General features: G+C 69.4%; 19 protein-coding genes. 8 read left to right on the top strand and 11 right to left on the bottom strand.

The window, feature by feature from the left end:
• Window positions 1–33: 33 nt before the first annotated feature.
• Window positions 34–225 carry a hypothetical protein gene (locus tag ASG52_RS02235; protein ID WP_056238449.1) on the top strand — a complete coding sequence of 64 codons (192 nt, stop codon included), beginning with the start codon at window positions 34–36 and terminating at the stop codon, window positions 223–225.
• A gap of 3 nt (window positions 226–228) precedes the next feature.
• On the opposite strand, the gene trmFO is transcribed toward ASG52_RS02235, so the two are convergent.
• Window positions 229–1656, bottom strand: coding sequence for a methylenetetrahydrofolate--tRNA-(uracil(54)-C(5))-methyltransferase (FADH(2)-oxidizing) TrmFO (trmFO, locus tag ASG52_RS02240; protein ID WP_056238452.1), 1428 nt, complete (start codon window positions 1654–1656; stop codon window positions 229–231).
• A 233-nt stretch (window positions 1657–1889) separates the two neighbouring features.
• Between trmFO and ASG52_RS02245 the strand changes: the two genes are divergently transcribed.
• Entirely contained in the window at window positions 1890–3149 is a 1260-nt protein-coding gene (locus ASG52_RS02245) for a Hint domain-containing protein (RefSeq protein ID WP_056238453.1), read from the top strand.
• 188 nt (window positions 3150–3337) lie between these two features.
• On the opposite strand, the gene ASG52_RS02250 is transcribed toward ASG52_RS02245, so the two are convergent.
• Both ASG52_RS02250 and ASG52_RS02255 read right to left on the bottom strand, forming a co-directional pair.
• Window positions 3338–3565 carry a hypothetical protein gene (locus ASG52_RS02250; protein WP_156383757.1) on the bottom strand — a complete coding sequence of 76 codons (228 nt, stop codon included), beginning with the start codon at window positions 3563–3565 and terminating at the stop codon, window positions 3338–3340.
• A gap of 157 nt (window positions 3566–3722) precedes the next feature.
• Window positions 3723–4697: a S1C family serine protease gene (locus tag ASG52_RS02255; RefSeq protein WP_056238458.1), complete on the bottom strand. Its 975-nt coding sequence runs from the start codon at window positions 4695–4697 to the stop codon at window positions 3723–3725.
• 229 nt (window positions 4698–4926) lie between these two features.
• On the opposite strand from ASG52_RS02255, the gene ASG52_RS02260 reads away from it, so the two are divergent.
• Both ASG52_RS02260 and ASG52_RS02265 read left to right on the top strand, forming a co-directional pair.
• On the top strand, window positions 4927–5496 hold the full coding sequence (locus ASG52_RS02260) for an RNA polymerase sigma factor (protein ID WP_056238461.1): 570 nt from the start codon (window positions 4927–4929) through the stop codon (window positions 5494–5496).
• Entirely contained in the window at window positions 5493–6242 is a 750-nt protein-coding gene (locus ASG52_RS02265) for an anti-sigma factor (RefSeq protein ID WP_056238464.1), read from the top strand. Before ASG52_RS02260 ends, ASG52_RS02265 begins: the two co-directional genes overlap by 4 nt.
• Window positions 6243–6438: 196 nt before the next feature.
• Here the strand turns inward: ASG52_RS02265 and ASG52_RS02270 are convergent, their stop codons facing one another.
• From ASG52_RS02270 to ASG52_RS02285, 4 genes are all read right to left on the bottom strand, one after another.
• Window positions 6439–7416, bottom strand: coding sequence for a transporter family protein (locus ASG52_RS02270; protein WP_056238467.1), 978 nt, complete (start codon window positions 7414–7416; stop codon window positions 6439–6441).
• A 501-nt stretch (window positions 7417–7917) separates the two neighbouring features.
• Window positions 7918–10986, bottom strand: coding sequence for an excinuclease ABC subunit UvrA (gene uvrA, locus ASG52_RS02275; protein ID WP_056238470.1), 3069 nt, complete (start codon window positions 10984–10986; stop codon window positions 7918–7920).
• A 174-nt stretch (window positions 10987–11160) separates the two neighbouring features.
• Window positions 11161–11589 carry an anthrone oxygenase family protein gene (locus ASG52_RS02280; protein WP_162249968.1) on the bottom strand — a complete coding sequence of 143 codons (429 nt, stop codon included), beginning with the start codon at window positions 11587–11589 and terminating at the stop codon, window positions 11161–11163.
• A 62-nt stretch (window positions 11590–11651) separates the two neighbouring features.
• Window positions 11652–12104: a cupin domain-containing protein gene (locus ASG52_RS02285; RefSeq protein WP_056238474.1), complete on the bottom strand. Its 453-nt coding sequence runs from the start codon at window positions 12102–12104 to the stop codon at window positions 11652–11654.
• A 338-nt stretch (window positions 12105–12442) separates the two neighbouring features.
• Between ASG52_RS02285 and ASG52_RS02290 the strand changes: the two genes are divergently transcribed.
• From ASG52_RS02290 to ASG52_RS02300, 3 genes are all read left to right on the top strand, one after another.
• Window positions 12443–14491, top strand: coding sequence for a methyl-accepting chemotaxis protein (locus ASG52_RS02290; RefSeq protein WP_056238478.1), 2049 nt, complete (start codon window positions 12443–12445; stop codon window positions 14489–14491).
• Between the two features lie 142 nt (window positions 14492–14633).
• Window positions 14634–16643, top strand: coding sequence for a calcium-binding protein (locus ASG52_RS26835; RefSeq protein ID WP_156383758.1), 2010 nt, complete (start codon window positions 14634–14636; stop codon window positions 16641–16643).
• 153 nt (window positions 16644–16796) lie between these two features.
• Entirely contained in the window at window positions 16797–18833 is a 2037-nt protein-coding gene (locus ASG52_RS02300; RefSeq protein WP_056238483.1) for a calcium-binding protein, read from the top strand.
• Window positions 18834–18846: 13 nt separating this feature from the next.
• Here the strand turns inward: ASG52_RS02300 and ASG52_RS02305 are convergent, their stop codons facing one another.
• The gene (locus ASG52_RS02305) at window positions 18847–19074 is read right to left on the bottom strand and encodes a hypothetical protein (RefSeq protein ID WP_056238487.1); all 228 of its coding nucleotides are present in this window, start codon (window positions 19072–19074) and stop codon (window positions 18847–18849) included.
• A gap of 214 nt (window positions 19075–19288) precedes the next feature.
• Entirely contained in the window at window positions 19289–20494 is a 1206-nt protein-coding gene (locus ASG52_RS02310; protein WP_056238489.1) for an efflux RND transporter periplasmic adaptor subunit, read from the bottom strand.
• Between the two features lie 141 nt (window positions 20495–20635).
• On the opposite strand from ASG52_RS02310, the gene ASG52_RS02315 reads away from it, so the two are divergent.
• Window positions 20636–23770 carry an efflux RND transporter permease subunit gene (locus ASG52_RS02315; RefSeq protein ID WP_056238492.1) on the top strand — a complete coding sequence of 1045 codons (3135 nt, stop codon included), beginning with the start codon at window positions 20636–20638 and terminating at the stop codon, window positions 23768–23770.
• A 180-nt stretch (window positions 23771–23950) separates the two neighbouring features.
• On the opposite strand, the gene ASG52_RS02320 is transcribed toward ASG52_RS02315, so the two are convergent.
• Together ASG52_RS02320 and ASG52_RS02325 are read right to left on the bottom strand one after the other, a co-directional pair.
• Window positions 23951–24460, bottom strand: coding sequence for a GNAT family N-acetyltransferase (locus ASG52_RS02320; protein ID WP_286158913.1), 510 nt, complete (start codon window positions 24458–24460; stop codon window positions 23951–23953).
• A complete protein-coding gene (locus ASG52_RS02325; protein ID WP_056238495.1) occupies window positions 24457–24855 on the bottom strand; it encodes a response regulator in 399 nt (132 codons plus the stop codon). The genes ASG52_RS02320 and ASG52_RS02325 overlap by 4 nt, the downstream gene beginning before the upstream one ends.
• Window positions 24856–24946 lie beyond the last annotated feature (91 nt).

Consider the following 24946-nt stretch of genomic DNA (forward strand, 5'->3'; position numbering starts at 1 on the left):
CCATATGTCCGATTTTCGCGACAGGAGGCCGCCGTGAGAAAGCCGGAGAAGCCGGGCACGCAGGACAGCAAGACGCAAGCGGGCGGGGCGCTCGGCAACATCGACGAGCAGACCGGCGACCCCGGCAAGGGCACGTCGGGGGCGACGATGCGACCCGAGGACGACCCCGACCCGTCGAAGGACCCGAAGCCGGAAAAACCCGGCGATGCCGACAAGCCGAGCTGAAGGCTACTCCGCCGCCCGCAGCGGGGCCTCGCCGTCGCCGAGCCAGGCGGCGAGGTCGGCCCGCGCCCGGTCGGTCAGGGCCCGCTTCTTGAGCGCTGCCTTCTCGGGACCACGCAGGCGCTTGCCGGTCTCGTTGCGCGGCATCCGCTCCAGCGGCGGGAACAGCCCGAAATTGACGTTCATCGGCTGGAACGAGCGCGGCGCGTTGGCCCCGGCCTCCGCGTCCGCCTCGACATGGCCGCCGGTGATATGGCCGATCAAGGCGCCGAGCGCCGTCGTCGGGGGCAGGGGGGCCAGCGTCTGCCCCGCGGCCTCGGCCAATGCGAAGCGGCCCGCCATCAGCCCGACCGCGGCGCTCTCGACATAGCCCTCGCAGCCGGTGATCTGGCCGGCGAAGCGCAGAGCGGGCCGCGCCTTCAGCCGCAGGGTCGCATCGAGCAGGCGCGGGGAATCGAGGTAGGTGTTGCGGTGCAGGCCGCCGAGGCGGGCGAACTCGGCGTTCTCCAGCCCCGGAATCGTGCGGAAGATGCGCACCTGCTCGGCGTGCCGCAGCTTGGTCTGGAAACCGACCATGTTGAACAGCGTGCCGAGCGCGTTGTCCTGGCGGAGCTGGACGATGGCGCAGGGCTTCACCGTCGGATCGTGCGGGTTGGTGAGCCCCACCGGCTTCATCGGGCCGTGGCGGAGGGTCTCGGGACCGCGCTCGGCCATCACCTCGATCGGCAGGCAACCGTCGAAATAGGGGGTCGTGGCCTCCCATTCCTTGAACGAGGTCTTTTCGCCCGCGATCAACGCGGCGATGAAGGCGTCGTACTGCGCCCGGTCCATCGGGCAATTGAGGTAGTCGGCCCCGGTGCCGCCCGGCCCGGCCTTGTCGTAGCGCGACTGGAACCACGCACGCCCCATGTCGATCGAGTCGCGGTGGACGATCGGGGCGATGGCGTCGAAGAAGGCGAGCGCGTCCTTGCCGGTGAGCGCGGCCACCGCCTCGGCGAGTGCCGGGGAGGTGAGGGGGCCGGTGGCCAGGATGGTCGGGCCCCATTCCTCGGGGGGCAGGCCGGCGACCTCTTCGCGCACGATTCGAACGTTCGGATGCGCTTCGAGCGCGGCGGTGACGCCTTGCGAGAAGGCCTCGCGATCGACCGCCAGCGCCCCGCCCGCGGGCACTTGGTTGGCGTCGGCCGCGCGCATGATCAGCGAGCCCAGCGCCCGCATCTCCTGATGCAGCAGGCCCACCGCGTTGCCGTTGGCGTCGTCCGAGCGGAACGAGTTCGAGCAGACGAGTTCGGCGAGGCCGTCGGTGTGGTGGGCCTCGGTGGCGCGCTGCGGCCGCATCTCGTGCAGCACCACGCGCCCGCCGCCCTCGGCAATCTGCCAGGCGGCCTCGGAGCCGGCGAGCCCGCCGCCGACGATATGGATCGGGTCCGTCATCGCGACGGGATAGAATCTTGCGCGCCCGCGATCAATGCGGCCCGTGTGCCACGATGCCCGCGGACGCGGCCGTCGGCGCTCGATGCGGGGAAGGGGATGCCGTTGCCCGAAAAGCGCGCGCGGCGGCGGAATCGCCGCCGCTGACACAGCCGTGCCTTGTCAGGGCGGGCCAGGGGCGTCATCGCTGGGAGAGGAGGGCCCGGCGATGCACCGGGCCGCATCGGGATCGCATCATGTCGGACGGCCCCCATCCGAATCCCCCCGCAGACACGGTCGCCGGGGCGGACCAGAGCGACACCGCGGCGATCCCCCCGGTCGCCGAGGCCGAGGGCGACGCCGCGGAGGCGGGCACGGACGCGGAACGGCAAGAATCGGAACGGCAAGAATCGGATCGCGAGGAAACGGCCCCCGAGGCCGCCCCCGTCGCCGAAGCGGGCCCGCCCCACGCCTTCAGCAGCTTCGTCGCCGGCACCTGCCTCGCGACCGTGGACGGCCCGATGGCGGTGGAGGAGCTGAGCGTCGGCACCCTCCTGGTGACCGCGGGCGGCCTGCAGCGCCCGATCCGCTGGATCGGTGAGCGCACGGTCTCCTGCCACGGTCGCGCCGAGTTGCAGCCGGTGCGCATCGCGGCGCACGCCTTCGGCGAAGGCCGCCCGGAGCGCGACCTCCTCGTCGCCCCCGACCACGGCCTCTGCCTCGACGTGCTCGGCGAGGTGCTGATCCCGGCCCGGCGCCTCGTCAACGGCACGACGCTCGCCCGGGTCCCTCTGGAGAGCGTCACCTACTGGCACGTGGAACTCGCCGGCCACGACATCCTCCTGGCCGAGGGCCAGCCCGTCGAGAGCTGCCGCGACACCGGCCACCGCCGCTTCTTCACCGCGGCCGGAGACGGCCACGCCGCGCCGTCGGAAGCCGCGATCCGGCTGGCGGCGACCGGCGCCTGCCGCCCGATCCACGAGGAGGGCGTGATGATCGAGGTGCTGCGCACCCGGCTGGCGGACCGTGCCCGCTCGCTCGGCTGGCGTCTGTCGGAGGCGTCGCTGGCCGGGCTGCACCTTACGGCCGACGGGAAGGCGATCCAGCCCGACATCGATGGCCTCGTCGTCCGCTTCGTGCTGCCGACGGAGGCGCGCGAGGTGCGCCTCGTCAGCGACACCAGCGTGCCGGCCCACGTCCTGCCGGGCTCCGGCGACGGGCGGCGGCTCGGCGTGGCTTTGGCCGCCCTCACGATCGACGACGGCCTGACCGGCCAGCGCCGGATCGCCCTCGACGACCCGCGCCTGGGAGCCGGCTTCCATCCGCTCGACGGAGAAGGGGAGGCGCGCTGGCGCTGGACCGACGGTGCCGCCGTGCTGCCGGCCGAGCTGTGGCAGGGCTGCCGCGGCGTGGTCTTCCTGCGGATCACCCTGTCCTGCCCGGCTCTGCCCCGCTGGATCAGCCCGCGGGAGGCGGCCGGCGTCGTCGAACTCGCCGGATTCCGACGCCCGCAATAGTTTTTGGGATTTTGTGGCGCGTCGGCCGAGGCCGGCCCGGTTCGGGCCGAGGCTCAGTGTGCGGCGGAATCGAACCGCACGCCCTGCAGGACCATCGAGGCGCTGTAGATGCGCCGGGCCGCCTCAGTGTCGGACAGGTCGAAGAAGCAGCGCGGCACGTAAGCCTCCCTGACGCGGGGACCCCCGGATCAGCTCGCCGGTTCGAGCAGGGGCGGGAAATGCTCCATGAAGCGCACGCCGTCCCACAACTCGACGCTGGCGGCGCCGGCACGTCGGCGCGCCTGCGCCACGGCCTCGCCGTCGTTTTTCGCAGAGATCGATTCGCTCAAGAGGATGTGTCCGCTCGCGCTCAGGACCAGTACACGGTAGGCTGCGGGCAGTTCGGGGCAGATCGGGGGGCCGACGAAGAGGGGCAAAGAGCACTCCATGTCCGTTCAGGCGGAGCGCGCAGGTCTCTCAGCCGCTGGCGCCCGGGAAGACCCTGCCGACAATGGATCGAGTGTAAACCCTCTTAACATGAGCGCAAGCGGAGCCGGTGCCGGGCGGCCTGCGTCGGAACCGCTCAGCCGGGCTTCAGTGCAGCTTGGGTCCCACGAGGAAGCGCTCGCGATCGACCGAAGTCAGCGAGAGGCGCAGCGGGCGGCCGTCGCGGTTGATCGTCAGCGGCACGCGCACGCCGGCCTCGCCGAGCGCCCAGACCTGCCGGAAGAAGCCCGCCAGATCCGCCACCGGCTCGCCCGCCACCTCCGCCAGCACGTCGCCGGGGCGCAGATCCGCGGCCTCCGCCGGGCCGGTGTCGGTCAGGCCCATCACGACGACGCCGTCCTCGGTCTCGGTGGCGTAGAGGCCGAGCCAGGGCCGGGGCGGGCGGTCGGCCCGGCCGCGGCTCTCGAGGTCGGACAGGATCGGCGGCAAGAGCTCGATCGGCACCACCATGTTGATCGCCCGCGCCCCCGCTTGGCCGCCCTGCTGGAGCTGGAGCGAGCCGATGCCGACGAGGTCGCCCGCCGGCCCGATCAGGGCGGTTCCGCCCCATTGCGGGTGGGAGGGCGCGGTGAACAGGGCCTCGTCGAGGACGTACTCCCAGTAGCCCGCGAATTCCTGGCGCCCGACCAGTTCGACCGCGAGGCTGTGCCCGCGCCCGCCCGCCCCCGCGATCACGGCGCGGTCGCCGATCCGCAACGTGGCCGAGGAGCCGAGCCGCAAAGCGGTCAGGCCGAGATCGCCGAGCGCTTGGACGAGGCCGAAGCCAGTCACCGCGTCGTAGCCGACGACGTGGGCGGGCACGAAGCGCCCGTCATGGGTGGTGAGCCAGACGGTCTCGGCCTCGATCACGAGGTAGCCGATGGTGAGCACGAGGCCGTCCTCGCGGATCACCACGCCGTTGCCGGCCCGCTCGGTGCCGAGCGTCTCGGCGGTGAAGGCCTCCGCCGGCACGCGCGAGGACAGCGAGACCACCGAGGTCAGTGCCCGTTCGAGATCGTAGGCGTAGTCGCCCGATTTCGGCTGCTGGGCGGCCGGGATCCTGAATTCGCCGTGCGCGGCCATGCGCTCCCTCTCCCGCGACGTCCCCGTTGCCCCGAACAAGATAGGCGACGGCCTCGCCGCCGACAGCCGCCTGCCGCGCGCTTCCGGTGTGCGCGATGGCGCGGGATGACGCCGCCCGATCGATGGCGCGCGCGGTTTCCCTCCGATAGATTGCCCGCAACGTTTCCGCCGGACGAACGAGCCCGAGCCCGCATGCCGCACGCATCGCCGACCGAGACAGGAGCCGGCCGTGGCGCCGCGTGATGGGTCCGGCGAGGACGCGATCCTCGCGGGTCTCCTCCGTGAAATCGCCGGGCGGGACGAGGCGGCGCTCCGGGCGCTCTACGAACGCACGGCGGCGAAACTTCTCGGCCTCATCCTGCGTATCCAGCGCGATCGGAGCTTGGCCGAGGACGTGCTTCAGGACGTGTATCTGCGGATCTGGCACGCGGCCGGATCGTATGCGCCCGCGGCGGGGGCGCCGCTCCCCTGGCTGTGTGCCATCGCGCGCAACCGGGCCATCGACGGGATGCGCCGCCGAAGCGAGGTCACGATGCCGTCGGGCGAGGCCGGCGAAGCGTATTGGGAGCGGCTCGCCGCGCCGGGCGGCGGCGAGGATGCGATCCTCGATCGCGACGCCCTGGTCGCGTGCCTGTCCCGGCTCGACCCGACCCAGCGCGACTGCGTCGTGCTGGCCTATTGTGAGGGCTGGTCGCGGGAGGAGTTGGCCGCGCGCTACGGCCGTCCGGTCAACACCGTGAAGACCTGGCTGCACCGGACGCTCGCCGCCCTGAAATCCTGCCTGGAGCCGGGCGCATGAGCGGCAAGGAGAGCAGTGGCCGGGAGAGCGACGACGCGCGAAAGATGCGCGCCGCCGAATACGTGCTCGGCACCCTCGATGCGGGCGAGCGGGCGGCGTTCGAATTGGAGCGCACGGTCGATCCGGCGACCGAGGCGGCCCTGCGCGCCTGGGAGCGGCGGCTTTTTCCCCTGGCGCGGGCGGTGCCGCCGGTCGCGCCCGGCCCCGAGGTGTGGGGGCGCATCGCCGCGGCTTTGCCGTCGGGTCGGGCGGGGCAGGGGGAGGCAGTTCCTACCGCCGCCAACGACGACCACCTGCACGACCTCGTTCGAAAAGTCCGGTTCTGGCGCCGCGCGACCGTCGCGGCGGGGGCGGCCGGGCTCGCCGCCGCCGGGCTCGCCCTGACCTTTACAGGGTCGTTGCGGCCGACGCCGCCGGGCGGGCGCTCGGTCGCGGTGGTGACGAGCGGTGGCGACCTGCCGGCGCTGATCGTCAGCGTCGATGCCGCCGACGGCACCGTGCGGGTGCGCCCCCTCGCCGCCCGCGCCCCCGAGGGCCGCAGCCTGGAACTCTGGTATGTCGGCGCGGGCGCCGCGCCCCGGCCGCTCGGCCTCGTCGGCACCGCGCCGTCCCGCCTCGCCCTGCCCCCGGAGGCCGGGGCCACCGAGGGCGCCACCCTCGCGGTCTCGGTCGAGCCGCCGGGCGGCTCGCCCACGGGCCAGCCGACGGGGCAGGTGGTCTATTCGGGCAAGCTGATCCCGGAGTAATTTTTTCGATTTTTATTAGTTAAATCAACGCCCAAGCGCCGCATCCTCAAGCGATGCGCGAGGTGCCCTGCCCTGGCCGGCGCCCGTGGCACCGAGGCGCAAGACAAAAGACAAAACGAAAAACCGCCCGGCCTTGCGGCCGGACGGTTTTCGCCCGTTCGGGCGTGGGGACGCCGTGCGGCGTCCCCGGTTCGGATCAGTACTTGCGCATGAGCGGGGCCGGGGCGACGGCCACGGCGGCCGGCGGGGTGTAGAGCGGGGCCACGACGCGGAACCAGCCTTCGGTCGAGTCGAAGGAGTCGGCGGTGCGGGCGACGGTGCGGGCCACGTAGAACTGCGTGGTGAAGGCGCCGAAGTCGTAGCCGATGAGGCCGCCGAGGAGGAAGCGACCACCGCGACCGATCCGGCCGGAGCCCAGATCGCCGACGCGGTTCAGCAGGTTCGGGTCGAGGTTGACCGTGCCGTAACCGATGGCGCCGATCTCGAACTTGCCGAACTTCTTGGTCGCGGTCAGGTCGAGGTTGAGGGCGTCGGAGATGTTGAACGGGCCACGGGTCCCGAAGGTGTTGTTGCCGCTGAAGGTCGCCGGCGAGTCGTAGAAGTTGTAGGTCAGGTTGGCGGTGGCGTTCCAGCCGTCGCCGGTGTAGCTGCCGGCCACGCCGAAGCGGTAGGTGTTGGAGGCCAGGAACGGCAGGACCGGGTTGACGGCCACGGCGCCGCTGTTGAAGCGGGCCACGCCGCGGTCGCCGTTCGCCTCGTTGAGGTAGACACCGCCGAGGACGCTGACGCCGAAGTTGCCGCCGAGGTCGAACGCCCAGATACCACCGACGAAGGTGCCGACGTTGACCGAGAAGTCACGGATGCCGCCGGGGCCGCTGTTCTTGCCGAAGCCGAACACGGTCGGGGGAGCGACGACGAACTCGAGACGACCGCCGAACGGGACCCACGGGGTCGCCCACACGAGGATCGGAATGTTCACGCCGACGTCCAGAGCGCCCTGGTCACGGCCGCCGTAGGTGAAGGTGTTGATGGCGTAGATGCCTTCCGGCAGCGGGGCGCCGACCGCGAGGCCGACCTGCTCGCCGGGGACCGTGGTGGTCTGGGCCTGCGCAACGGTCGTCGTCATTCCGGCCGTCAGCGCGATGGCGCCGGCGGCGAGCCAGTTCTTCATCATTTTCTCGTTCCTTCCCAAGGATTTCAGGCGTCCGCCCCGTAGCCCCCGCATCCCCGGATCGACCCCCGCTCTCTGTGGAGCGGGACCGAACCGGCCCGATGCCGACGCCCCCTTACGGCCGCACCTCAAGTCTCGACGACGGGAACTATTCTACAGACCGGCTCCGAATGACAGGGGATTGCCCGCAATCTCGGCAGTTCGGGTCATACCGTTGCGCAAAAGCCGCATTTTCGCTGCGGGGCAACGGATTCCTTAACGATGTCTTACTGATCGACCATGATGCCGGCCCGGGCGACCGGGTGGTTGGATAAGGGAAATAGCCAAGCTCGATCAAGCCGTTGGGCGCGGCACAGGGGCGGGCAGGTCCGGCAGACCGGGCGGGTCGATTGCGCAAGGCGCGCGGGATGTCCCGCAGCGCAGCAAACGAGCACGGGGTCCGGCGACGGGTCGGCGCGGGGAATCGGGCGGCGAATCGTCGGGCGCGCCGCCCGGGTTCGGCGGCTACTCGGCCGCCTGACGACCCCGGCCGGCGCCCGGCCCGCGCCGCGCCGCGGCCTTCTCGGGCACGGCTTTGGCGGACGATTTGGCGGGCTTCGCCTTGGCCGGCGCGGCGGGGCGGCGGGCCAGCACCTCGCGCAGGAAGCGGCCGGTATGGCTCGCCGTGCTCGCGGCGATCTGCTCCGGCGTGCCCTGCGCCACGACGCGGCCGCCGCCGTCACCGCCCTCGGGGCCCATGTCGATCACCCAGTCGGCGGTTTTTATCACCTCCAGGTTGTGCTCGATCACCACCACCGTGTTGCCCTGATCCACCAGTTCGTGCAGCACTTCCATCAGCTTGGCGACGTCGTGGAAGTGCAGGCCGGTGGTCGGCTCGTCGAGGATGTAGAGCGTGCGGCCGGTCGCCCGCTTCGACAGCTCCTTGGACAGCTTCACCCGCTGCGCCTCGCCGCCCGACAGCGTCGTCGCCTGCTGGCCGACGCGGACGTAGTGCAGGCCGACGCGGGCCAGCGTCTCCATTTTTTCGCGAATCGTCGGGACGGCTTTGAAGAGTTCGGCCGCCTCCTCCACCGTCATGTCGAGCACGTCGGCGATGGACTTGTTGCGGTAGCGCACCTCCAGCGTCTCGCGGTCGTAGCGCTTGCCCTTGCACACGTCGCAGGTGACGTAGACGTCGGGCAGGAAGTGCATCTCGATCTTGATGACACCGTCGCCCGAGCAGGCCTCGCAGCGCCCGCCCTTCACGTTGAACGAGAAGCGCCCGGCCTGGTAGCCGCGGGCCTTGGCCTCGGGCAGCCCCGCGAACCAGTCGCGGATCGGGGTGAAGGCGCCCGTGTAGGTCGCCGGGTTCGAGCGCGGCGTGCGGCCGATCGGCGACTGATCGATGTCGATGACCTTGTCGAGATGCTCCAGCCCCTCGATCGAATCGTGGGGGGCCGGATGCTCCAGCGCGCCGTTCAGACGCTTGGCCGCCACCTTGTAGAGCGTGTCGATGATGAGGGTCGACTTGCCGCCGCCCGACACGCCGGCAATGCAGGTGAAGGTGCCGAGCGGGATTTTTGCGGTGACGTCCTTGAGATTGTTGCCGCGCGCGCCGACGACCGTGAGGGTGCCGCGGCCCGGATCGCGCCGGACCTTGGGGGTGCGCACCGACATCTCGCCGGTCAGGTATTTCGCGGTGAGCGAGGCCGGGTCCTTCAGAAGCTCCTGCGGCGTGCCCTGGGCGATGATCTCGCCGCCGTGGATGCCCGCGCCCGGCCCGACATCGACCACGTAGTCGGCCTGGAGGATCGCGTCCTCGTCGTGCTCGACCACGATCACCGAATTGCCGAGATCGCGCAGGCGCTTGAGGGTGCCGAGCAGCCGCTCGTTGTCGCGCTGGTGCAGGCCGATCGAGGGCTCGTCGAGGACGTAGAGCACGCCCGTCAGCCCCGAGCCGATCTGCGAGGCGAGCCGGATGCGCTGGCTCTCGCCGCCCGACAGCGAGCCGGAGCCGCGGGCGAGCGTCAGGTATTCGAGGCCGACATCGACCAGGAAGGTCAGCCGGTCGCGGATTTCCTTGAGGATGCGGACCGCGATCTCGTTCTGCTTGTCGGTGAGCCTTGAGGAAATCTCGGAGAACCAGCGGTGGGCCTCGCGCACCGAGAGCGCCGTCACCTGCCCGATATCCTGCCGGTCGATCTTCACCGCCAGCGCCTCGGGCTTCAGGCGCTTGCCGCCGCAGGCCTCGCAGGGCGTGGCGCTCATGAAGCGGCCGATCTCGTCGCGCGAGGCGTCGCTCTCGGTCTCCTTGTAGCGCCGCTCCAGGTTCGGGATGACGCCCTCGAACGGCTTGTTGACCGAGTAGGAGCGCAGGCCGTCGTTGTAGTCGAACCGCACCGATTCCGTGCCGGTGCCGTAGAGGATCGCCTGCTTGGCCGAGGCCGGCAGCGCCGACCACGCGACCGTGGTCTTGAAGCCGAAATGGCGCGCCAGCGCATCGAGCGTCTGGTCGTAATAGGGCGAGGTGGATTTCGCCCACGGCCCCACCGCCCCACGCTTCAGCGACAGGGCGGAATCCGAGATGACGATCTCGGGATCGATCCGCATCTCGTGGCCGATGCCGCCGCAGGTCGGGCAGGCGCCGAACGGGTTGTTGAACGAGAACAGCCGCGGCTCGATCTCGGGGATGGTGAACCCGGAGACCGGACAAGCGAAGCGCGACGAGAAGGTGATCTTCTTCGGGGTCTCGCCTTCCGGCGTGTCGGCGAACTCGATGTCGGCGATGCCGTCGGCAAGCTCCAGCGCCGTCTCGAACGAGTCGGCCAGCCGGCTCGCGATGTCGGCGCGCACGACGATGCGGTCCACCACCACGTCGATGTCGTGCTTGAGCTTCTTGTCGAGCTTCGGCACGTCGTCGATCGGGTAATACTCGCCGTCGATCCGCAGCCGCTGAAACCCCTTCTTCTGGAACTCGGCGATTTCTTTTCGATATTCACCCTTGCGGCCGCGCACCACGGGCGCGAGCAGGTAGAGCCGCGTCTTCTCCGGCAGTTCCAGCACACGATCGACCATCTGCGAGACGGTCTGGCTCTCGATCGGCTCGCCGGTGGCGGGCGAGTAGGGGATGCCGACCCGCGCCCAGAGCAGGCGCATGTAGTCGTAGATCTCGGTGACGGTGCCGACCGTCGAGCGCGGGTTCTTCGAGGTGGTCTTCTGCTCGATGGAGATCGCGGGCGAGAGCCCGTCGATCTGATCGACATCGGGCTTGGCCATCATCTCGAGGAACTGGCGGGCATAGGCCGAGAGCGATTCGACGTAGCGGCGCTGCCCTTCCGCGTAGATCGTGTCGAAGGCGAGCGACGACTTGCCCGAGCCCGACAGCCCGGTGAACACCACCAGCCTGTCGCGCGGGATCGTCAGATCGACGTTCTTGAGATTGTGCTCGCGCGCGCCCCGCACCGAGATCACGCGGGTGTCGCGCGCCGGGGGCGCCGCGTCGAACATCGCGGCGAGGCGGGCATCGGCCTGCTGTTCCTTGCCGGCCCCTTTGCTGACCGCGGTCTCGGCTTTGCGGGCTTTGGCTTTGGCCATGGGCGAAGAATTCTCTGACGGTCGAGCCAAGATGACGGCGCCGGGTGCGGCCGGGCGAGCGAGACTGTGCCGCACGGACGAAGCCGTGCCACGCGGGAACAGGTTACGGGAACGCAGATGGGTTCCGGGCAGCGCGAAACCACTAGAACGGAACAGGTACGACGGCAACGCCGATCACGTCGCCAGCGTCCCGAGCAGAATGAGGGTCGCGAGAGCGCCCAGCCCACTCCGTCCTGCGTGGAGATGGCCCCAGCGGACGACGAGGGCGCGGGCCTCCGGCCCGGCCCGGGTCGGCTCGACCGCCTCCAGCCGCTTGTTGACCGGCATGATGGCCACAAGCGTGTAGGGCCAGTTCGCCACCAGCACGAGCCCGCCGATGAGGAAGCCCGCCCGCCCGGTCAGCCACCATGAACCCGCAGCGAGGACGAAACCGATCACGGCGAGCCCCGCCTGCATCGGCAGGCCGCGGGCATAGGCGCGGCGCCACTGCACCAAGAGGGCGGCATCGGGCAGGAGCAGCCGGGCCGGCTGCTCGGCCAGGGTGATGTAGACGGCCGCCCCCGTGAACAGGGCGGCGGCGGTCAGCGCAAGCAGGGCAGGGATCATCCGGCGGCACCTCCGCGAGAATGGGCCATCCGCGACATGGGGAGCCAAGCGGCCCGGCGCTACGCGGCACCGCCCTCGGCATTGCGCGCCATGAAGGTCGCGGGCGTCCCGTCCTCCGGGTTCACGAACACGATGTCGGTGGGCGCCCGGCGCGGGGTGTCGACCGAGAGGAACACCAGCGGCTCCTCCAGAATCTTCGGCAGCGCGTGCACCGTGTTGCGGTCGAACAGCAGCAGGTGGCCGGGGCCGAACTCGGCCTCGGACGCGGCGTCGCCCATCCAGAAGGTGCCGCGCCCGGAGAGGCAGACCAGCACCTCGTCGCAGGTGGCGTGATAGTGCGGCGGGGTCGGGCGATAGACCCGAAACACCCGCACGCTCGCCGCCGGGCGGTCCGACAGGTAGGCATCGACCAGCAGCGTCGCGGCGCTTTCGGGCAGGCCGTGGGCGATGGCATGGAGGTCGAAGCGTCCGCTGCCGTCGCCGATCGCGCCGCCCTCTTCGGATGCCGCCATGCTGGTCTCCCGTCGCGCGCCGCCTCGCGTTTCAAGACGGCTGGTCCCGCCGGGTTCCGTGTTCGTTGGGACCGGCAGCGTAAGCCAAGGACGGAGCTCCTCGCCTCCGAAAGCTATCGAATGATGGAGCGTCCGGACCAAGGCACTCTAGATTGCCCATTTTTACATCTTTCAGCATAATAAGCAGGCAAATCGCTCAACACGCAGCGAATTCGGCCGAACAAGCATTTCTTTACCGAGAGACATCACAACTGCGACAGAACTTTCTCAAGTCCGGCGCGTCGATGTCCGCTTCCTCAATCGAAAGATCTTCCGCTCTTCGCTCCCCGGGCGCAAAAATGCTCGGCGGGCGGGTTCTCGGTTCGCTGCGCGGGCGCATCGTCGCCGTGGCGCTGATCCCCTGCCTCGCCTTCGCCGGGACGGCCGGGGTGGCGGTGTACGAGCGGGTCGGGGAAGGCCAGGCGATGGCCCGGATGGAGGCGCTGGTCGGCCTCTCGGCCCGGATCAGCGCGATGGTGCACGAGGCCCAGAAGGAGCGCGGCGCCTCCTCGCTGTTCCTCGGCTCCAGGGCTGCGCAGTTCGGCCCCGAACTCGCCGCCCAGCGCCGGCTCACCGACGCGGCCCGCGCCGAGCTGACCGCAGCGCTCGACGCGGCAGAAGGCGGCGCCGATTTCGCCCGCAAGGCCGAGGCGCTGCGCACCGCGCTCGCCCGGATCGAGGCCCATCGCGGCGCGGTCGATCGGCTGGAGACCACCGTCCCGGCCAACCTCGCCCTCTATACCGGCGTGATCGGCGAGGCGCTCAACCTCGTGCGCGAGGTCGGGCAGATCGCCGCCGACCCGGCGGTGGGCGCGCGGATCTCGGCCTATTCCGCCTTCCTGTCGCTCAAGGAGATGGCGGGCCAGGAGCGGGCGGCGGCCTCCGCCGTCTTCGCCGCGGGCAGCCTCGATCTGCCGGGCTACCGGCGGCTCGCCGGGCTGTCGGCCGATCAGGACACCTATGCCCGGCTGTTCCGGGCCGCGAGCCCGGCGGAGGATACGGGCGCCCTCGACGCGGCCGAGGCAACGGACCCCGCCCGCGAGGTTGCCCGCATCCGCGGGATCGCGCTCGGCACGGTGCCGGGGCAGGCGCCGGCCTTCACCGATGCCAAGGGCTGGTTCCGGCTCGCGACCCAGCGCATCGACGGCCTCAAGGCCATCGAGGACCGGCTCACCGCGGCGCTGGCGCGGGAGGCCGGCGCCGCCCGCGCCCGTGCCGAGCGGGCGGTCGCGGTCTGGTCCGCCGGGATGCTGGCGATGCTGGGGCTCTCGGTGGCGCTCGCCTTCGCCCTCGGCTCGGCCATCGCCACCCCCTTGAGCCGCATGGCCCGCGCGCTCACCGCGATCGGGCAGGGCGACACGAATGTGGCCGTGCCGATGAAGGGCCCGCACGAGCTGCGCGCCATCGCCGCGGCCGCGGCCGAGTTCCGCGACAGCGTCGCCGAGCGGGCCCGCACCCGAACTGAGCGCGAGCGCAGCGCCGGGGAGGAGGCCGCGCGCCGCCGCGCCGCGATGATGGGCGTGGCCGACGGCTTCGAGGCGCGGGTCGGCGGCATCGTCGCCGCGGTCTCGGCCGCCGCGCAGCAGCTGGAGGGCGCCGCCCGCGCCATGAGTACGAACGCGGGCGACACCTCCGCGCTCAGCGGTTCGGCGGCGGCGGCCTCGGAGAAGGCGGCGCTGGCCTCCGATTCGATCGCCGCGGCGACCGAGGAGCTGTCGGCCTCGATCCGCGAGATCGGCACCCAGGTCGTCGCCTCGGCGGACGCCGCGGCCAGCGCCGAGGCGGACGCGGCGCGCACCGCCGCCGAGGTCGAGCGGCTGGCGGGTGCCGCGAACGGCATCGCCCGGATCGTCGGGCTGATCTCGGACATCGCCAGCCAGACCAATCTTTTGGCCCTCAACGCCACGATCGAGGCGGCGCGGGCCGGCGAGGCGGGAAGGGGCTTTGCCGTGGTGGCCTCCGAGGTGAAGGAACTGGCGGGCCAGACCGCGCGGGCGACCGAAGAGATCGCCGGGCGCGTCGCCGAGATCGCCGCCTCGGGCGAGGCCTCGGTCGCCGGCATCGGCGGGATCGGCCGCTCCATCCGCGAGTTGGCGCGCATCTCCGGCGACATCGCCGCCGCGGTCGAGCAGCAGGGCGCTGCCACCGCCGAGATCGCCCGCACCACGGTCGAGACCTCGCACGGCGTGCGCACCGTCTCGGACACCATCGCGGGCGTGGCCCAGGCCGCCACCGGCACCAGCGCCGGCTCGTCCCAGGTGCTGGGCGCGGCGAGCGACCTCGCCCGGCAGGCGGCGGCGCTCCGGCAGGAAGTCGGCGGGTTCTTGGAACAGGTGCGGGCGGCGTGAGGGCGGCCCGGGTGTGGCCTGAGGGTGACGCCAACCGACATAGCGTGCCCCATACCGCCGCCGCCTTGACGCAACCACAAGTCAAAGACACCGGAGTGCTGCGCCGAAGAGCGCCTGGACACGCATCGCTTCGGGGCTGGAAATGATTATCATCCGCAAGGACACCGTATGGGGGCCGGGCCTCAAGAACCTTACCGATGACGTTCAAATCGCTCCTGGCGTAACCCTCACAATTCAGCCCGGCACGCAAGTCGAAGGAAATGGACATAGTATTACTGCTTTTGGAAAGCTGAGCGCCAAAGGCACGTCGGCAAATCCGATATTTTTCAACGAAACAGTCATTGAGATGAATGACAACTATAATCTTTACGGAAGAATAGAGATAGATTTTGCACAAATAAACGGCGGCAGATATGATGGGATTGGCTATGGATCCCTTGACTTGAAAAACTCTACTATATCAAATGTTCATGATAGAATTGATGCATACTATCCCGAAGGCGGAAATACTATTATAAGCAACAATGTTTTCATTGACAGTGGCGCTATTGACGCTGGAACTCTCGATTACGGAGATTACGGCTCATTAACGGTGAGTGGCAACATTTTTGACCGGTATTATTCCTACGATGGCCAACATTCGCCGGGATATGAAGGCATCGCCTTGACCACTTACAACGGCAGCGACTCAAGGAATGTGCAGTCTATCGGAAATGCGTTCCTAGACACAGAACTTTATGCCATTGATCTGCAAAAATATGGCCGAATTTCCTCGCAAGGCGATTATTTCAAGCTACGCGAAGGCGCCAAAATATCAGACTACATATACGACAGAAATGACGACCTTTCGGTCGAGAATTTTGCAGACGTAAAAAGGCCATTGTCGAGCCCATCGACCAACATTAAAACCACAATGCTCTCTTTCGTCTCAATCTCCCTGCCACGAGAAATCATTATTGACGCACAATTATTCGGAACGTACAGCGCAAACCTGACGGGCAACAAGCTCAACAACAAGCTCACCGGCAACAGCGGCGACAACATCATCGACGGTGGCCTCGGCGCCGACACGATGATCGGCGGCCTCGGCAACGACACCTACATCGTCGACAACGCCCGCGACGTGGTCCTGGAGAGCCGCAACAAGGGCTATGACAGCGTCGTCACGTCCGTGTCCTACACCCTCGCGGCCAACGTCGAGCGGCTGATGCTCTCGGGCACCAAGGCGATCAACGCGACGGGCAACGCGTTGGCGAACCACCTCGTCGGCAACGGCGCGGCCAACGCACTCGACGGCAAGGGCGGCGCCGACGTGATGGAAGGCGGTGCCGGCAACGACGTCTACTTCGTCGATCATGCTTCCGACCGCGTCATCGAAGCGATCGGCGAGGGCCGCGACACGGTCGTCACCACGGTGAGCTACCGGCTCGCCGCCGAGCAGCAGATCGAAATCCTGCAAACGGCCGACGCCAACGGCAAGGCGGCCCTCAAACTCACTGGCAACGAGTTCAGCAACAAGCTCATCGGCAATGCCGGCGACAACGTCCTCGACGGTGGGGCCGGCATCGACGAGATGCGGGGCGGAGCCGGCAACGACACCTATGTCGTCGATCACGCCCGGGACGTGGTGGTCGAGGCGGTCGGGGGCGGGACGGACACGGTCCTGTCGTTCGTCAGCTACGCGCTCCGGGCCGGACAGGAAATCGAGAACTTGCGCCTGACTAGCAAGGCCGGCTCCGTCAATCTCGTCGGCAACGCGTTCGGCCAGACGCTGGTCGGCAATGTCGGGGTCAACGTCCTCGACGGCGGCCTCGGCGCCGACGTGCTGACCGGCGGCAAGGGCGCCGACACCTTCGTGTTCGCGACGGCGCTCGGCGCGGGCAACGTCGATCGGATCACCGACTTCTCGGCGGTGGACACGATCCGCCTCTCGAAGAGCATTTTTTCGGCCCTGGCGCCGGGCGAACTCAAGGCCGAGGAATTCAAGGACGTCGCGAAGGGTAAGGTCGATGCCGACGACCACATCCTCTACGACAGCCGGGACGGCTCCCTGTTCTACGACACCGACGGTTCGGGCAAGGCGGCGGCGGTGAAGTTCGCCGTGCTCGACAACAAGGCGGCGCTCACCCACGCCGACATCCTGATCGCGTAGGCGAAAGCCGGCCGGGGCAGGGCGCCTGGAGAATCGTCCGGGATCTCGGATCCGGGACGATTCTCTCGGTTCCTGCCCCGCATCGTCCTTTTCGAAAGGCGGCAACAACCTTTCGGGACGATGCTCGGGAGAAACAGGCTTCCGAGGGATTGCATGATCGTCATCCGGAAAGACACGGTATGGGGGCCGGGGGCGCGGACGCTGACGGATGACGTCCAGATCGCCGCGGGCGTGACCCTGACGATCGCGCCCGGCGCCCGGATCGAGGGCAACGGTTACAGCATCGCGACCTACGGCACGCTGTCGGCCAAGGGCACGGCGGCCGCGCCGATCTTCTTCGGCGACACCCACTTCGTGACGAGCAACGACGCCGGCATCAACGGCAGGACGGTGATCGACTACGCGCAGCTCGACGCGGGCAGCGTCAGCGGCGTGGGCTACGGCTCGCTGAGCCTGACCAACTCCGTCGTCAGCAACATGTACGCCGCGATCAACGCCTATTACCCCCGCGGCGGCGACACGACGATCAGCCGAAACCTGTTCCTCGACAGCGGCGGGATTGAGGCCCGCACGGCCGACGGCAGCGAGTACGGCGCCGTCACGATCGGCCAGAACGTCTTCGACCGCACCTTCTCCTACGACGGGACGTATCATCCGGGCGGGCCGGGGGCCGCCCTGTCGGTCCTCGGCAGCGGCGCGCTGCGCGGCCCGGTCTCGACCGGCAACGCCTTCCTCGACTCGCAGGCCATCGCCATCGCGCTGACGAACGACGGACGGGTGACCTCGCAGAACGACTATTTCGGCACCGCGGACCGGTCGAAGCTCGGCGGCCTCGTCTACGACCGCACCGACGATCCGTCGGTGCGCCACACCGTCGATCTCGGCAAGGCGGCGACGAAGGCGCCGGCGGGCCTGCCGGTCGCGACCTTCTCGTTCGTGTCGATGGTCCTGCCCTCCGACATCGTCCAGAGCGCCCGCCTGCTCGGGACGAGCCACGCCGACCTCACCGGCAACCGGCTCGCCAACCATCTCACCGGCAATGCCGGCGACAACGTCCTCGACGGCGGCCTCGGCGCCGACACGATGGCCGGCGGCCTCGGCAACGACACCTACATCGTCGACAATGCCCGCGACGTGGTCGTGGAGGGCCGCAACCAGGGATACGACAGCGTCGTCGCGTCGGTCTCCTACACTCTCTCGGACAACGTCGAGCGGCTGACGCTCGTAGGCACCAAGGCGATCAACGCCACCGGCAACGCCCTCTCGAACCACCTGATCGGCAACGGCACGGCCAATGTCCTCGACGGCAAGGGCGGCGCCGACCTCATGGAAGGCGGCGCGGGCAACGACGTCTACTTCGTCGATCACGCCGCCGACCGGGTGATCGAGGCGGCCGGCGGGGGCCGCGACACGGTGGTGACCACGGTCAGCTACCGGCTCGCCGCCGGCCAACAGATCGAGGTGCTGCAGACGGCCGACGCCAACGGCAAGGCCGCGCTTTCGCTCACCGGCAACGAATTCACCAACAAGCTCATCGGCAATGCCGGCAACAACGTGCTCGACGGCGGGGCCGGCATCGACGAGATGCGGGGCGGGGCCGGCAACGACGAGATGCGGGGCGGGGCCGGCAACGACACCTATCTCGTGGACAACGCCCGGGACATCGTGATCGAGGCGGTCGGGGGTGGGACGGACACGGTGCTGGCCTCGGTCGGCTACGCGCTCCGGGAGGGCCAAGAGATCGAGAGCCTGCGCCTGACCGGCAAGGCCGGCTCCGTCGCCCTCACCGGCAACGCGTTCGGCCAGACGCTGGTCGGCAATGTCGGGGTCAACGTCCTCGACGGCGGCCTCGGCGCCGACGTGCTGACCGGCGGCAAGGGGGCCGACACCTTCGTGTTCTCGACGGTGCTGGGCGCGGGCAACGTCGATCGGATCACCGACTTCTCGACGGTGGACGCGATCCGCCTCTCGAAGAGCATTTTTTCGGCCCTGGCGCCGGGCGAGATCAAGGCCGGCGAGTTCAAGGACATCGCCAAGGGGAAGGTCGATGCCGACGACCACATCCTCTACGACAGCCGGGACGGCTCCCTGTTCTACGACGCCGACGGCTCAGGGCGAGCGGCGGCGGTGAAGTTCGCCGTCCTCGACAACAAGGCGGCGATCACCCACGACGACTTCTTCGTGGTGTGAGCGAAATCCCCGGTCAGGGCGCGTCGAGCGCCACGATCGCGTCGTAGGGGCCGCTGCCGCCGAGGGTGGCCTCGACCGCCGAGTTGATGGCGGCGCTGACGAGCAGGAGCACGGCGAGCAGGAGCGCCGCCTCGGTCAGCACGCGGGCGAGCGCCGCGGCGTGGGCGCGGGCGGCGTGGATCAGGGCGCAGCCCGCCACGAACACGAGGGCCTGCACGGCCGGCATGGTAAGAAGCGTCATCGTCTCCGTCTCGCTCGCATCTTCGCTTCAACGCCGTTGCCGCCGCCCGAACCCGTGCGCCTGCACACGCGCCGTGCAGCAAGAGCCGGGCCGTGGTCCCGCCCGGAGCATCGTGCCGGATGACCGTATCCGGCCCGATGCTCCGGGCTGTTGTGCCGCATCAGCTTTTTCCGAAAGCCGGTTCCCACCTTTCGGGCTGATGCTCTGACATCGCTCAGTGCCGCGCCTCGCCGGAGGCGGGGGTGTTGTCGGCGGCCTTCACCGGCTCGGCCGCCTGCGGCTCGACCTTGAGGTTCTGGCGCAGGCTCTGGAGATGATCGATCACCACCCTGGTGCCGGGCTTGAGGCCTTTCAGCACCGCGGTGGCATCGCCGTAGGCATCGCCGACCTCGATCGCGGTCATGTGGACCGTGTTCTTGTCGTCCACGGTCCAGACCACCTGCTGGTCGAGCTGGGCCGAGAGCGCGATCGTCGGCACCAACAGCCGCTGCTGGCGGCCGACCTCGATGCGGGCGCGCACGAAGCGACCGGGCAGGTAGCGCTCGTCGGCATTGTCGAGCCACGCCTGGATCAGGCGGCGGCCGGTGCGGGGATCGAAGCGGTTGTCGAGGCGGTAGATCGTGGCCTCGCGCTCCGGCTCGCGCCGTACGTCGAGGAGCTGGACCTTGGCCCGCTTATCGTGGACCGCCACCCGCACGGCCTCGGCGTCCTCGGAGGAGAGCGCCATCTGCACGTCGATCGGGTTCACCTGCACCACCGAGACGAGCTTGGTCTGGTTCTCGATCACCATGTCGCCGATGTTGACGAGCGACAGCGAGGAGCGCCCGTCGATCGGCGCGCGGATCACCGCGTAGTCGAGGTTGAGCCGCTGGCGGGCGATGGCCGCTTCCGCCTCGTTGAGCTTGGCGATGGCGGTCGCGAGGTTCGACTGGTTCTGCTGGGCGCGCTGCTCGGTGGCGAAGCCCTTGTCGGCGAGCTGCTCGGTGCGGTTCACCTCGGCCTGGGCGAAGTCGACCGCCGCCTTCGCTTGGTCGCGCATCGCGGTGGCCGATTGCAGCGCCACCTCGAAGGGGCGCGGATCGATGCGGAACAGCACCTGCCCCTTCTTCACGTGGCCGCCGGGCTCGAAGGCGCGCTCCACCACGATGCCGGTCACCCGCGTCTGCAACTCGGCGTCGCGGGGCGAGAGGATCGTGCCGGTATACTCGAAGGCGACCGGCACTTCGGCCTGCGCGGCGGGCACCACCTTCACGGCGAGCGCCGGCTCCCCCTTGTCCTTGGCCTTGGCGCGCGGCTCCACCCGCAGGTGGTGGGCGAGGAAGCCGGGGATCGGATGGCCCATCCCCCACCACGCGCCGCCCGCGATGCCCATCGCCCCGATGACGATGCCGGCGATGACGAAACCGACGCCTGAGCGCACGTAGGACCCCTCCGAAAGCCCGCCGCCGGTCCCGGCGGCATGGCAGGTGGGGGAACACGCGTAAGCCCAAGACGTTGCAAGCGGACTCTTCATGGCCCCTCGGCCGCCTCACCCAAAAAATCCCGGAGACGGCCCCGGCCCATGTTCGCCACGTTCGTCGACCGGCCGATCCTCGCGAGCGTCATCTCGATCATCATCACGACGATCGGCATTGTCGCCGGGCTGACCCTCCCGATCGCGCAATACCCTGAGATCGCGCCCCCCGTCGTCAACATCCAGGCGACCTATCCCGGCGCCTCCGCCCAGCAGGCCTACGAGTCGATCGCGATCCCGCTGGAACAGGAAATCAACGGCGCGCCGAGCCTGATCTACATCCAATCGACCTCCTCGGCCGACGGCAGCGTCTCGGTCGACGCCACCTTCGAGGTCGGCTCGAACCTCGATGCGGCCGCCGCCGAAGTGCTGACCCGGTCAAGCCGCGCCGAGGCCAAGCTGCCGCAGGCGGTGCGCGACCAAGGCCTGGAAATCCAGAAGTCCTCGCGCCAGCGGCTCGGCAACGTCGTGCTCTACGCCGACGAGGGCACCGGCTTCGACGAGCTGTTTCTCGCCAACTACGCCGAGACGCAGGTGATCAAGCCGCTGCGCCGCGTCACCGGCATGGGCCGCATCCTCAACTTCTCGAACATGCGCTACGCCATGCGGGTCTGGCTCGACCCGGCCAAGATGGAAGCGCTGGGCCTGGCGACCGAGACGGTGCTCCAGGCGATCCAGGCGCAGAACGCGCAGGTGACCACCGGCTCGCTCGGCAAGCTGCCGATGGACCGCGCCACGCCGTTCGAGCTGCAGCTCGTCACCAAGGGCCGGCTGGTCAAGCCGGAGGAGTTCGCCAACATCGTGCTGCGGGCCAATGCCGACGGCTCGGTGGTGCGCATCGCCGACGTCGCGCGGGTCGAACTCGGCTCGGAGCAATACGGCGTCACCTCGAACTTCGACGGTAAGCAGGCGGCGACGCTGGGCATCTTCCAGAACCCCGACGCCAACGCCGTCGAGGTGATGAACGGGACGCGCGAGACCATGGCGGACCTCGCCAAAAGGTTTCCCCCAGGGCTGCACTACAAGATCGCGCTCGATTCCACCGAGTTCGTCAAGGAGGCGATCTACGAGGTGGTGCGCACGCTGGTCGAGGCGATCCTGATCGTCACCGTCGTGACCTACCTGTTCCTCCAGAACTGGCGCGCGACGCTGATCCCGACCATCGCCGTGCCGGTGGCGCTGATCGGCACGTTCGGGCCGATGGCGCTCCTCGGCTTCTCGTTCAACACCTTGAGCCTGCTCGGCCTCGTGCTGGCGGTGGGGCTGGTGGTGGACGACGCCATCATCGTCGTCGAGAACACCGAGCGGCTGATGGCGGAGGGCGAGGAGCCGAAACCCGCGGCGCGCGCCGCCGTCAACGAGGTCGGCGGACCGGTCATCGCCACGACGCTGGTGCTCGCAGCACTCTTCGTGCCGGTGGCCTTCATTCCGGGGCTGACGGGGCAGCTCTACAACCAGTTCGCGCTCACCATCGCGATCTCGGTGCTGATCTCGGCGGTCGTCTCGCTGACGCTCACCCCGGCGCTCTGCGGCCTGCTGCTGCGCCCGCACGAGCACGGCTACCGCCGCCCGTGGTGGCAGCGCCCGCTCGACTGGTTCAACACCGCGCTCGAACGGGCGGCGGGCTTCGTCGTCGCCGCGATCGTCTTCCTGTCGCGCCGGGTCGTGCTGACGCTCGTCGTGTTCGCGCTGTTCGCCGGCGCCACCGTGCTGCTCTTGATGCAGCGCCCCACCGGCTTCGTGCCGGAGGAGGACCAGGGTTATCTCTATGCCGAGGTGGCGATGCCGCTCGGCGCCTCGGTCCAACGCACCGAGGCGATGAACACCCGCTTCGGCGAGGTGTTGAGGGCCCGCGACGACGTCGACCACACCATCGGCGTGTCCGGCCGCTCGTTCCTCGCCGACACGGTGGCCCCGTTCTACGGCTTCAACATCCCGGTCATGAAGCCCTGGGACGAGCGCACGACCACCGTCAACGACCTGATCCGCGACATGGAGGAGCGGTTCAAGCACGATCCCGACGGGCAGGTGAGGATCGCCAACCCCTCGCCGCTGCCGGGGCTGGGCAGCCGCGGCGGCCTGACGCTCGAAATCCAGGACCGCTCGGGCAACGGCGGCCTCGGGCTCGCGAAAACCGCCAATGAATTCATCGAGAAGATCAAGGCGCTGCCCGGCGTCAGCGGGGCGACGCCGACCACCGAATGGGGCGTGCCGCAGATCCGCCTCGACATCGACCGGGCCAAGGCCGAGCAGCTCGGCGTGCCGCTCTCGCGCCTGTTCGAGGCGCTCGGCACCTATGTGGGCTCCAGTTTCGTCAACCTCTTCAACCGCTTCGGCTTCGTCTATCAGGTCTACGTCCAGAGCGAGGCCTCGGGCCGGCGCGTGTTCCAGGATCTCGAAGCCCTGACCGTGCTGAACGCCGAAGGCCAGCCGGTGCGCCTCGGCTCGCTGGTCCAGGCGAAGTTCACCACCGGGCCGACCGCGGTCCTGTCCTACAACACCTATCCGGCGATCGAGGTGGCGATCACCATCGAGCCGACCTCCTCCTCCGGCACCATCCTCGAAGAGGTCGAGCGCCTCTCCTCCGAGCTGCCGCGCAACTTCTCGATCGAGTGGACCGAGGTGGCCTATCAGGAAAAGATCGCCGGCAGCTTCGCGCCGCTGATCTTCGGGCTCGGCGTGTTCATGATCTTCTGCTTCCTCGCCGGGCAGTACGAATCGGTGCGTCTGCCGCTCGTGATCCTGCTGGCGACCCCGCTCGCCATCTTCGGCGCGGTCGGATTCCTCGCCTTGCGCGACATGCCGCTCGACGTGTTCGGGCAGATCGGGCTGCTCCTGCTCGTGGGCCTTGCGGCCAAGAACTCGATCCTGCTCGTCTCCTTCGCCGAGGAGTTGCGGGGCAGGGGCGAGGACGCTCTGGCAGCCGCCAAGCACGCCACGCGGATGCGCATGCGCCCGATCCTGATGACCTCCTTCGCCTTCATCCTCGGCGCAGTGCCGCTGGCCATCGCCAGCGGGGCAGGGGCCAACGCCCGGCTCTCGATGGGCACGGTGGTGATCGGCGGCCTCGTGGTTGCCACCATCCTGACCCTGTTCGTGACGCCTGTCTTCTACATCGCCGCCGAGCGGCTGCGGGGGGATGCGAAGGGCAAGGCAGAGGGTCAGGCGGTGCCGGCGGAGTGATTTTCGGGACTTCGTCGCCACCGCTCCGTTCCAGCCAATTCCCTCATCCTGAGGTGCGGAGCGCAGCGGAGCCTCGAAGGAGGGCTCCAGTTCGCGCGGTCCCTGGAGCGCTCCTTCGAGGCTGCTGCGCAGCACCTCAGGATGAGGGGAATGGGTGGGACAAGCGACTTTGGCCCGCCCTCAAATTCTCGCCGTCATGTACCGGGCGCTGTCGCCGTAGCTCGACAGCTTTGCCCGTAAGCCCGGATCGTCCTGCGCCTCGAAGCCGAGCGCCGACCACAGCCCGACGGTGCCGTAGACGGAGACGCAGGCGAGATGCGCGATCCCGAGCGTGCGCGCCTGCGCCGCGAGGATCGCGACGTATCGGGCGGCGGCTTGCCGGCCGCGCACCTGGGGCAGAATCGCGACGTCGTGGACGTAGAGGCAGTCCGGCGACGGCGGCAGCGTGGTCAGGAACGCGTCGAGGGGCGGGACATCGCCCAGCATCCACGGATGCGCGAGTCCGTATCCGACGATTGTTTCGGCGAGCACGAGCTTCAGGCAGGTCGCGGGCGCGAGGTCGCGCTTCTGCGCCAGTACCGCTTGCCGCTCCGGCAGCCCGGCATGGACCAGGGCGGCGATGGCATCGACCCGCGCCATGTCTTCGGCCAGGAGCGGCTGCCACTGCGCCGACGACACCGGTCCGGTCACGTGAGCGGTTCTCCCAACCCCGCCCGCACCTGCCGCGCCAGCACCGCGCCGAGGGGCTTCGATGAGAAGCGCGCGTCGCAGGGCAGGGCGCCCGGCTCCGGGGCCGGGCCGGCGGAGACCGCCATCAGGGTCAGCCCGGGCCGCAGGCGGGCGATGGCGTGGATCAGGGCGAAGCGCCCGTCCGGGTCGGGCAGGTCGGCGTCGATGACGACGAGGCGGAGTTCGGGATGGCGCTCGATCTGGCGGAACGCCGTCGCCCCGTTCCAGGCCTCGATCACCTCGAAGCCGGCCTCGGCCACGCAATCCGCCGTCCCGATCCGCTGGATCGCGTCGCCCTCGACGACCAGGGCGAGCGGGCGCGCGCCGTCGCGGGCAGGGGAGGCGGGCTCGTCCATCGGGTCTCCTCGGGCCGGGTCCCTCCGACAAACGGCGAGACCGCGGTTCGTTGCTCCCGTTCCCGCGCAAAAATGCCGCCCCACCCCTGCC

The organism is Methylobacterium sp. Leaf456, from assembly GCF_001425465.1.
Lineage (GTDB): Bacteria > Pseudomonadota > Alphaproteobacteria > Rhizobiales > Beijerinckiaceae > Methylobacterium.

Coding starts and splice junctions, on each gene's coding strand:
- ASG52_RS02325 (WP_056238495.1), bottom strand. CDS start 24,855: ATGGACGAGCCCGCCTCCCCTGCCCGCGACGGCGCGCGCCCGCTCGCC.
- uvrA (WP_056238470.1), bottom strand. CDS start 10,986: ATGGCCAAAGCCAAAGCCCGCAAAGCCGAGACCGCGGTCAGCAAAGGG.
- ASG52_RS02255 (WP_056238458.1), bottom strand. CDS start 4,697: ATGGCCGCGCACGGCGAATTCAGGATCCCGGCCGCCCAGCAGCCGAAA.
- ASG52_RS02290 (WP_056238478.1), top strand. CDS start 12,443: ATGCTCGGCGGGCGGGTTCTCGGTTCGCTGCGCGGGCGCATCGTCGCC.
- ASG52_RS02305 (WP_056238487.1), bottom strand. CDS start 19,074: ATGACGCTTCTTACCATGCCGGCCGTGCAGGCCCTCGTGTTCGTGGCG.
- ASG52_RS02300 (WP_056238483.1), top strand. CDS start 16,797: ATGATCGTCATCCGGAAAGACACGGTATGGGGGCCGGGGGCGCGGACG.
- trmFO (WP_056238452.1), bottom strand. CDS start 1,656: ATGACGGACCCGATCCATATCGTCGGCGGCGGGCTCGCCGGCTCCGAG.
- ASG52_RS26835 (WP_156383758.1), top strand. CDS start 14,634: ATGATTATCATCCGCAAGGACACCGTATGGGGGCCGGGCCTCAAGAAC.
- ASG52_RS02315 (WP_056238492.1), top strand. CDS start 20,636: ATGTTCGCCACGTTCGTCGACCGGCCGATCCTCGCGAGCGTCATCTCG.
- ASG52_RS02245 (WP_056238453.1), top strand. CDS start 1,890: ATGTCGGACGGCCCCCATCCGAATCCCCCCGCAGACACGGTCGCCGGG.
- ASG52_RS02270 (WP_056238467.1), bottom strand. CDS start 7,416: ATGATGAAGAACTGGCTCGCCGCCGGCGCCATCGCGCTGACGGCCGGA.
- ASG52_RS02265 (WP_056238464.1), top strand. CDS start 5,493: ATGAGCGGCAAGGAGAGCAGTGGCCGGGAGAGCGACGACGCGCGAAAG.
- ASG52_RS02285 (WP_056238474.1), bottom strand. CDS start 12,104: ATGGCGGCATCCGAAGAGGGCGGCGCGATCGGCGACGGCAGCGGACGC.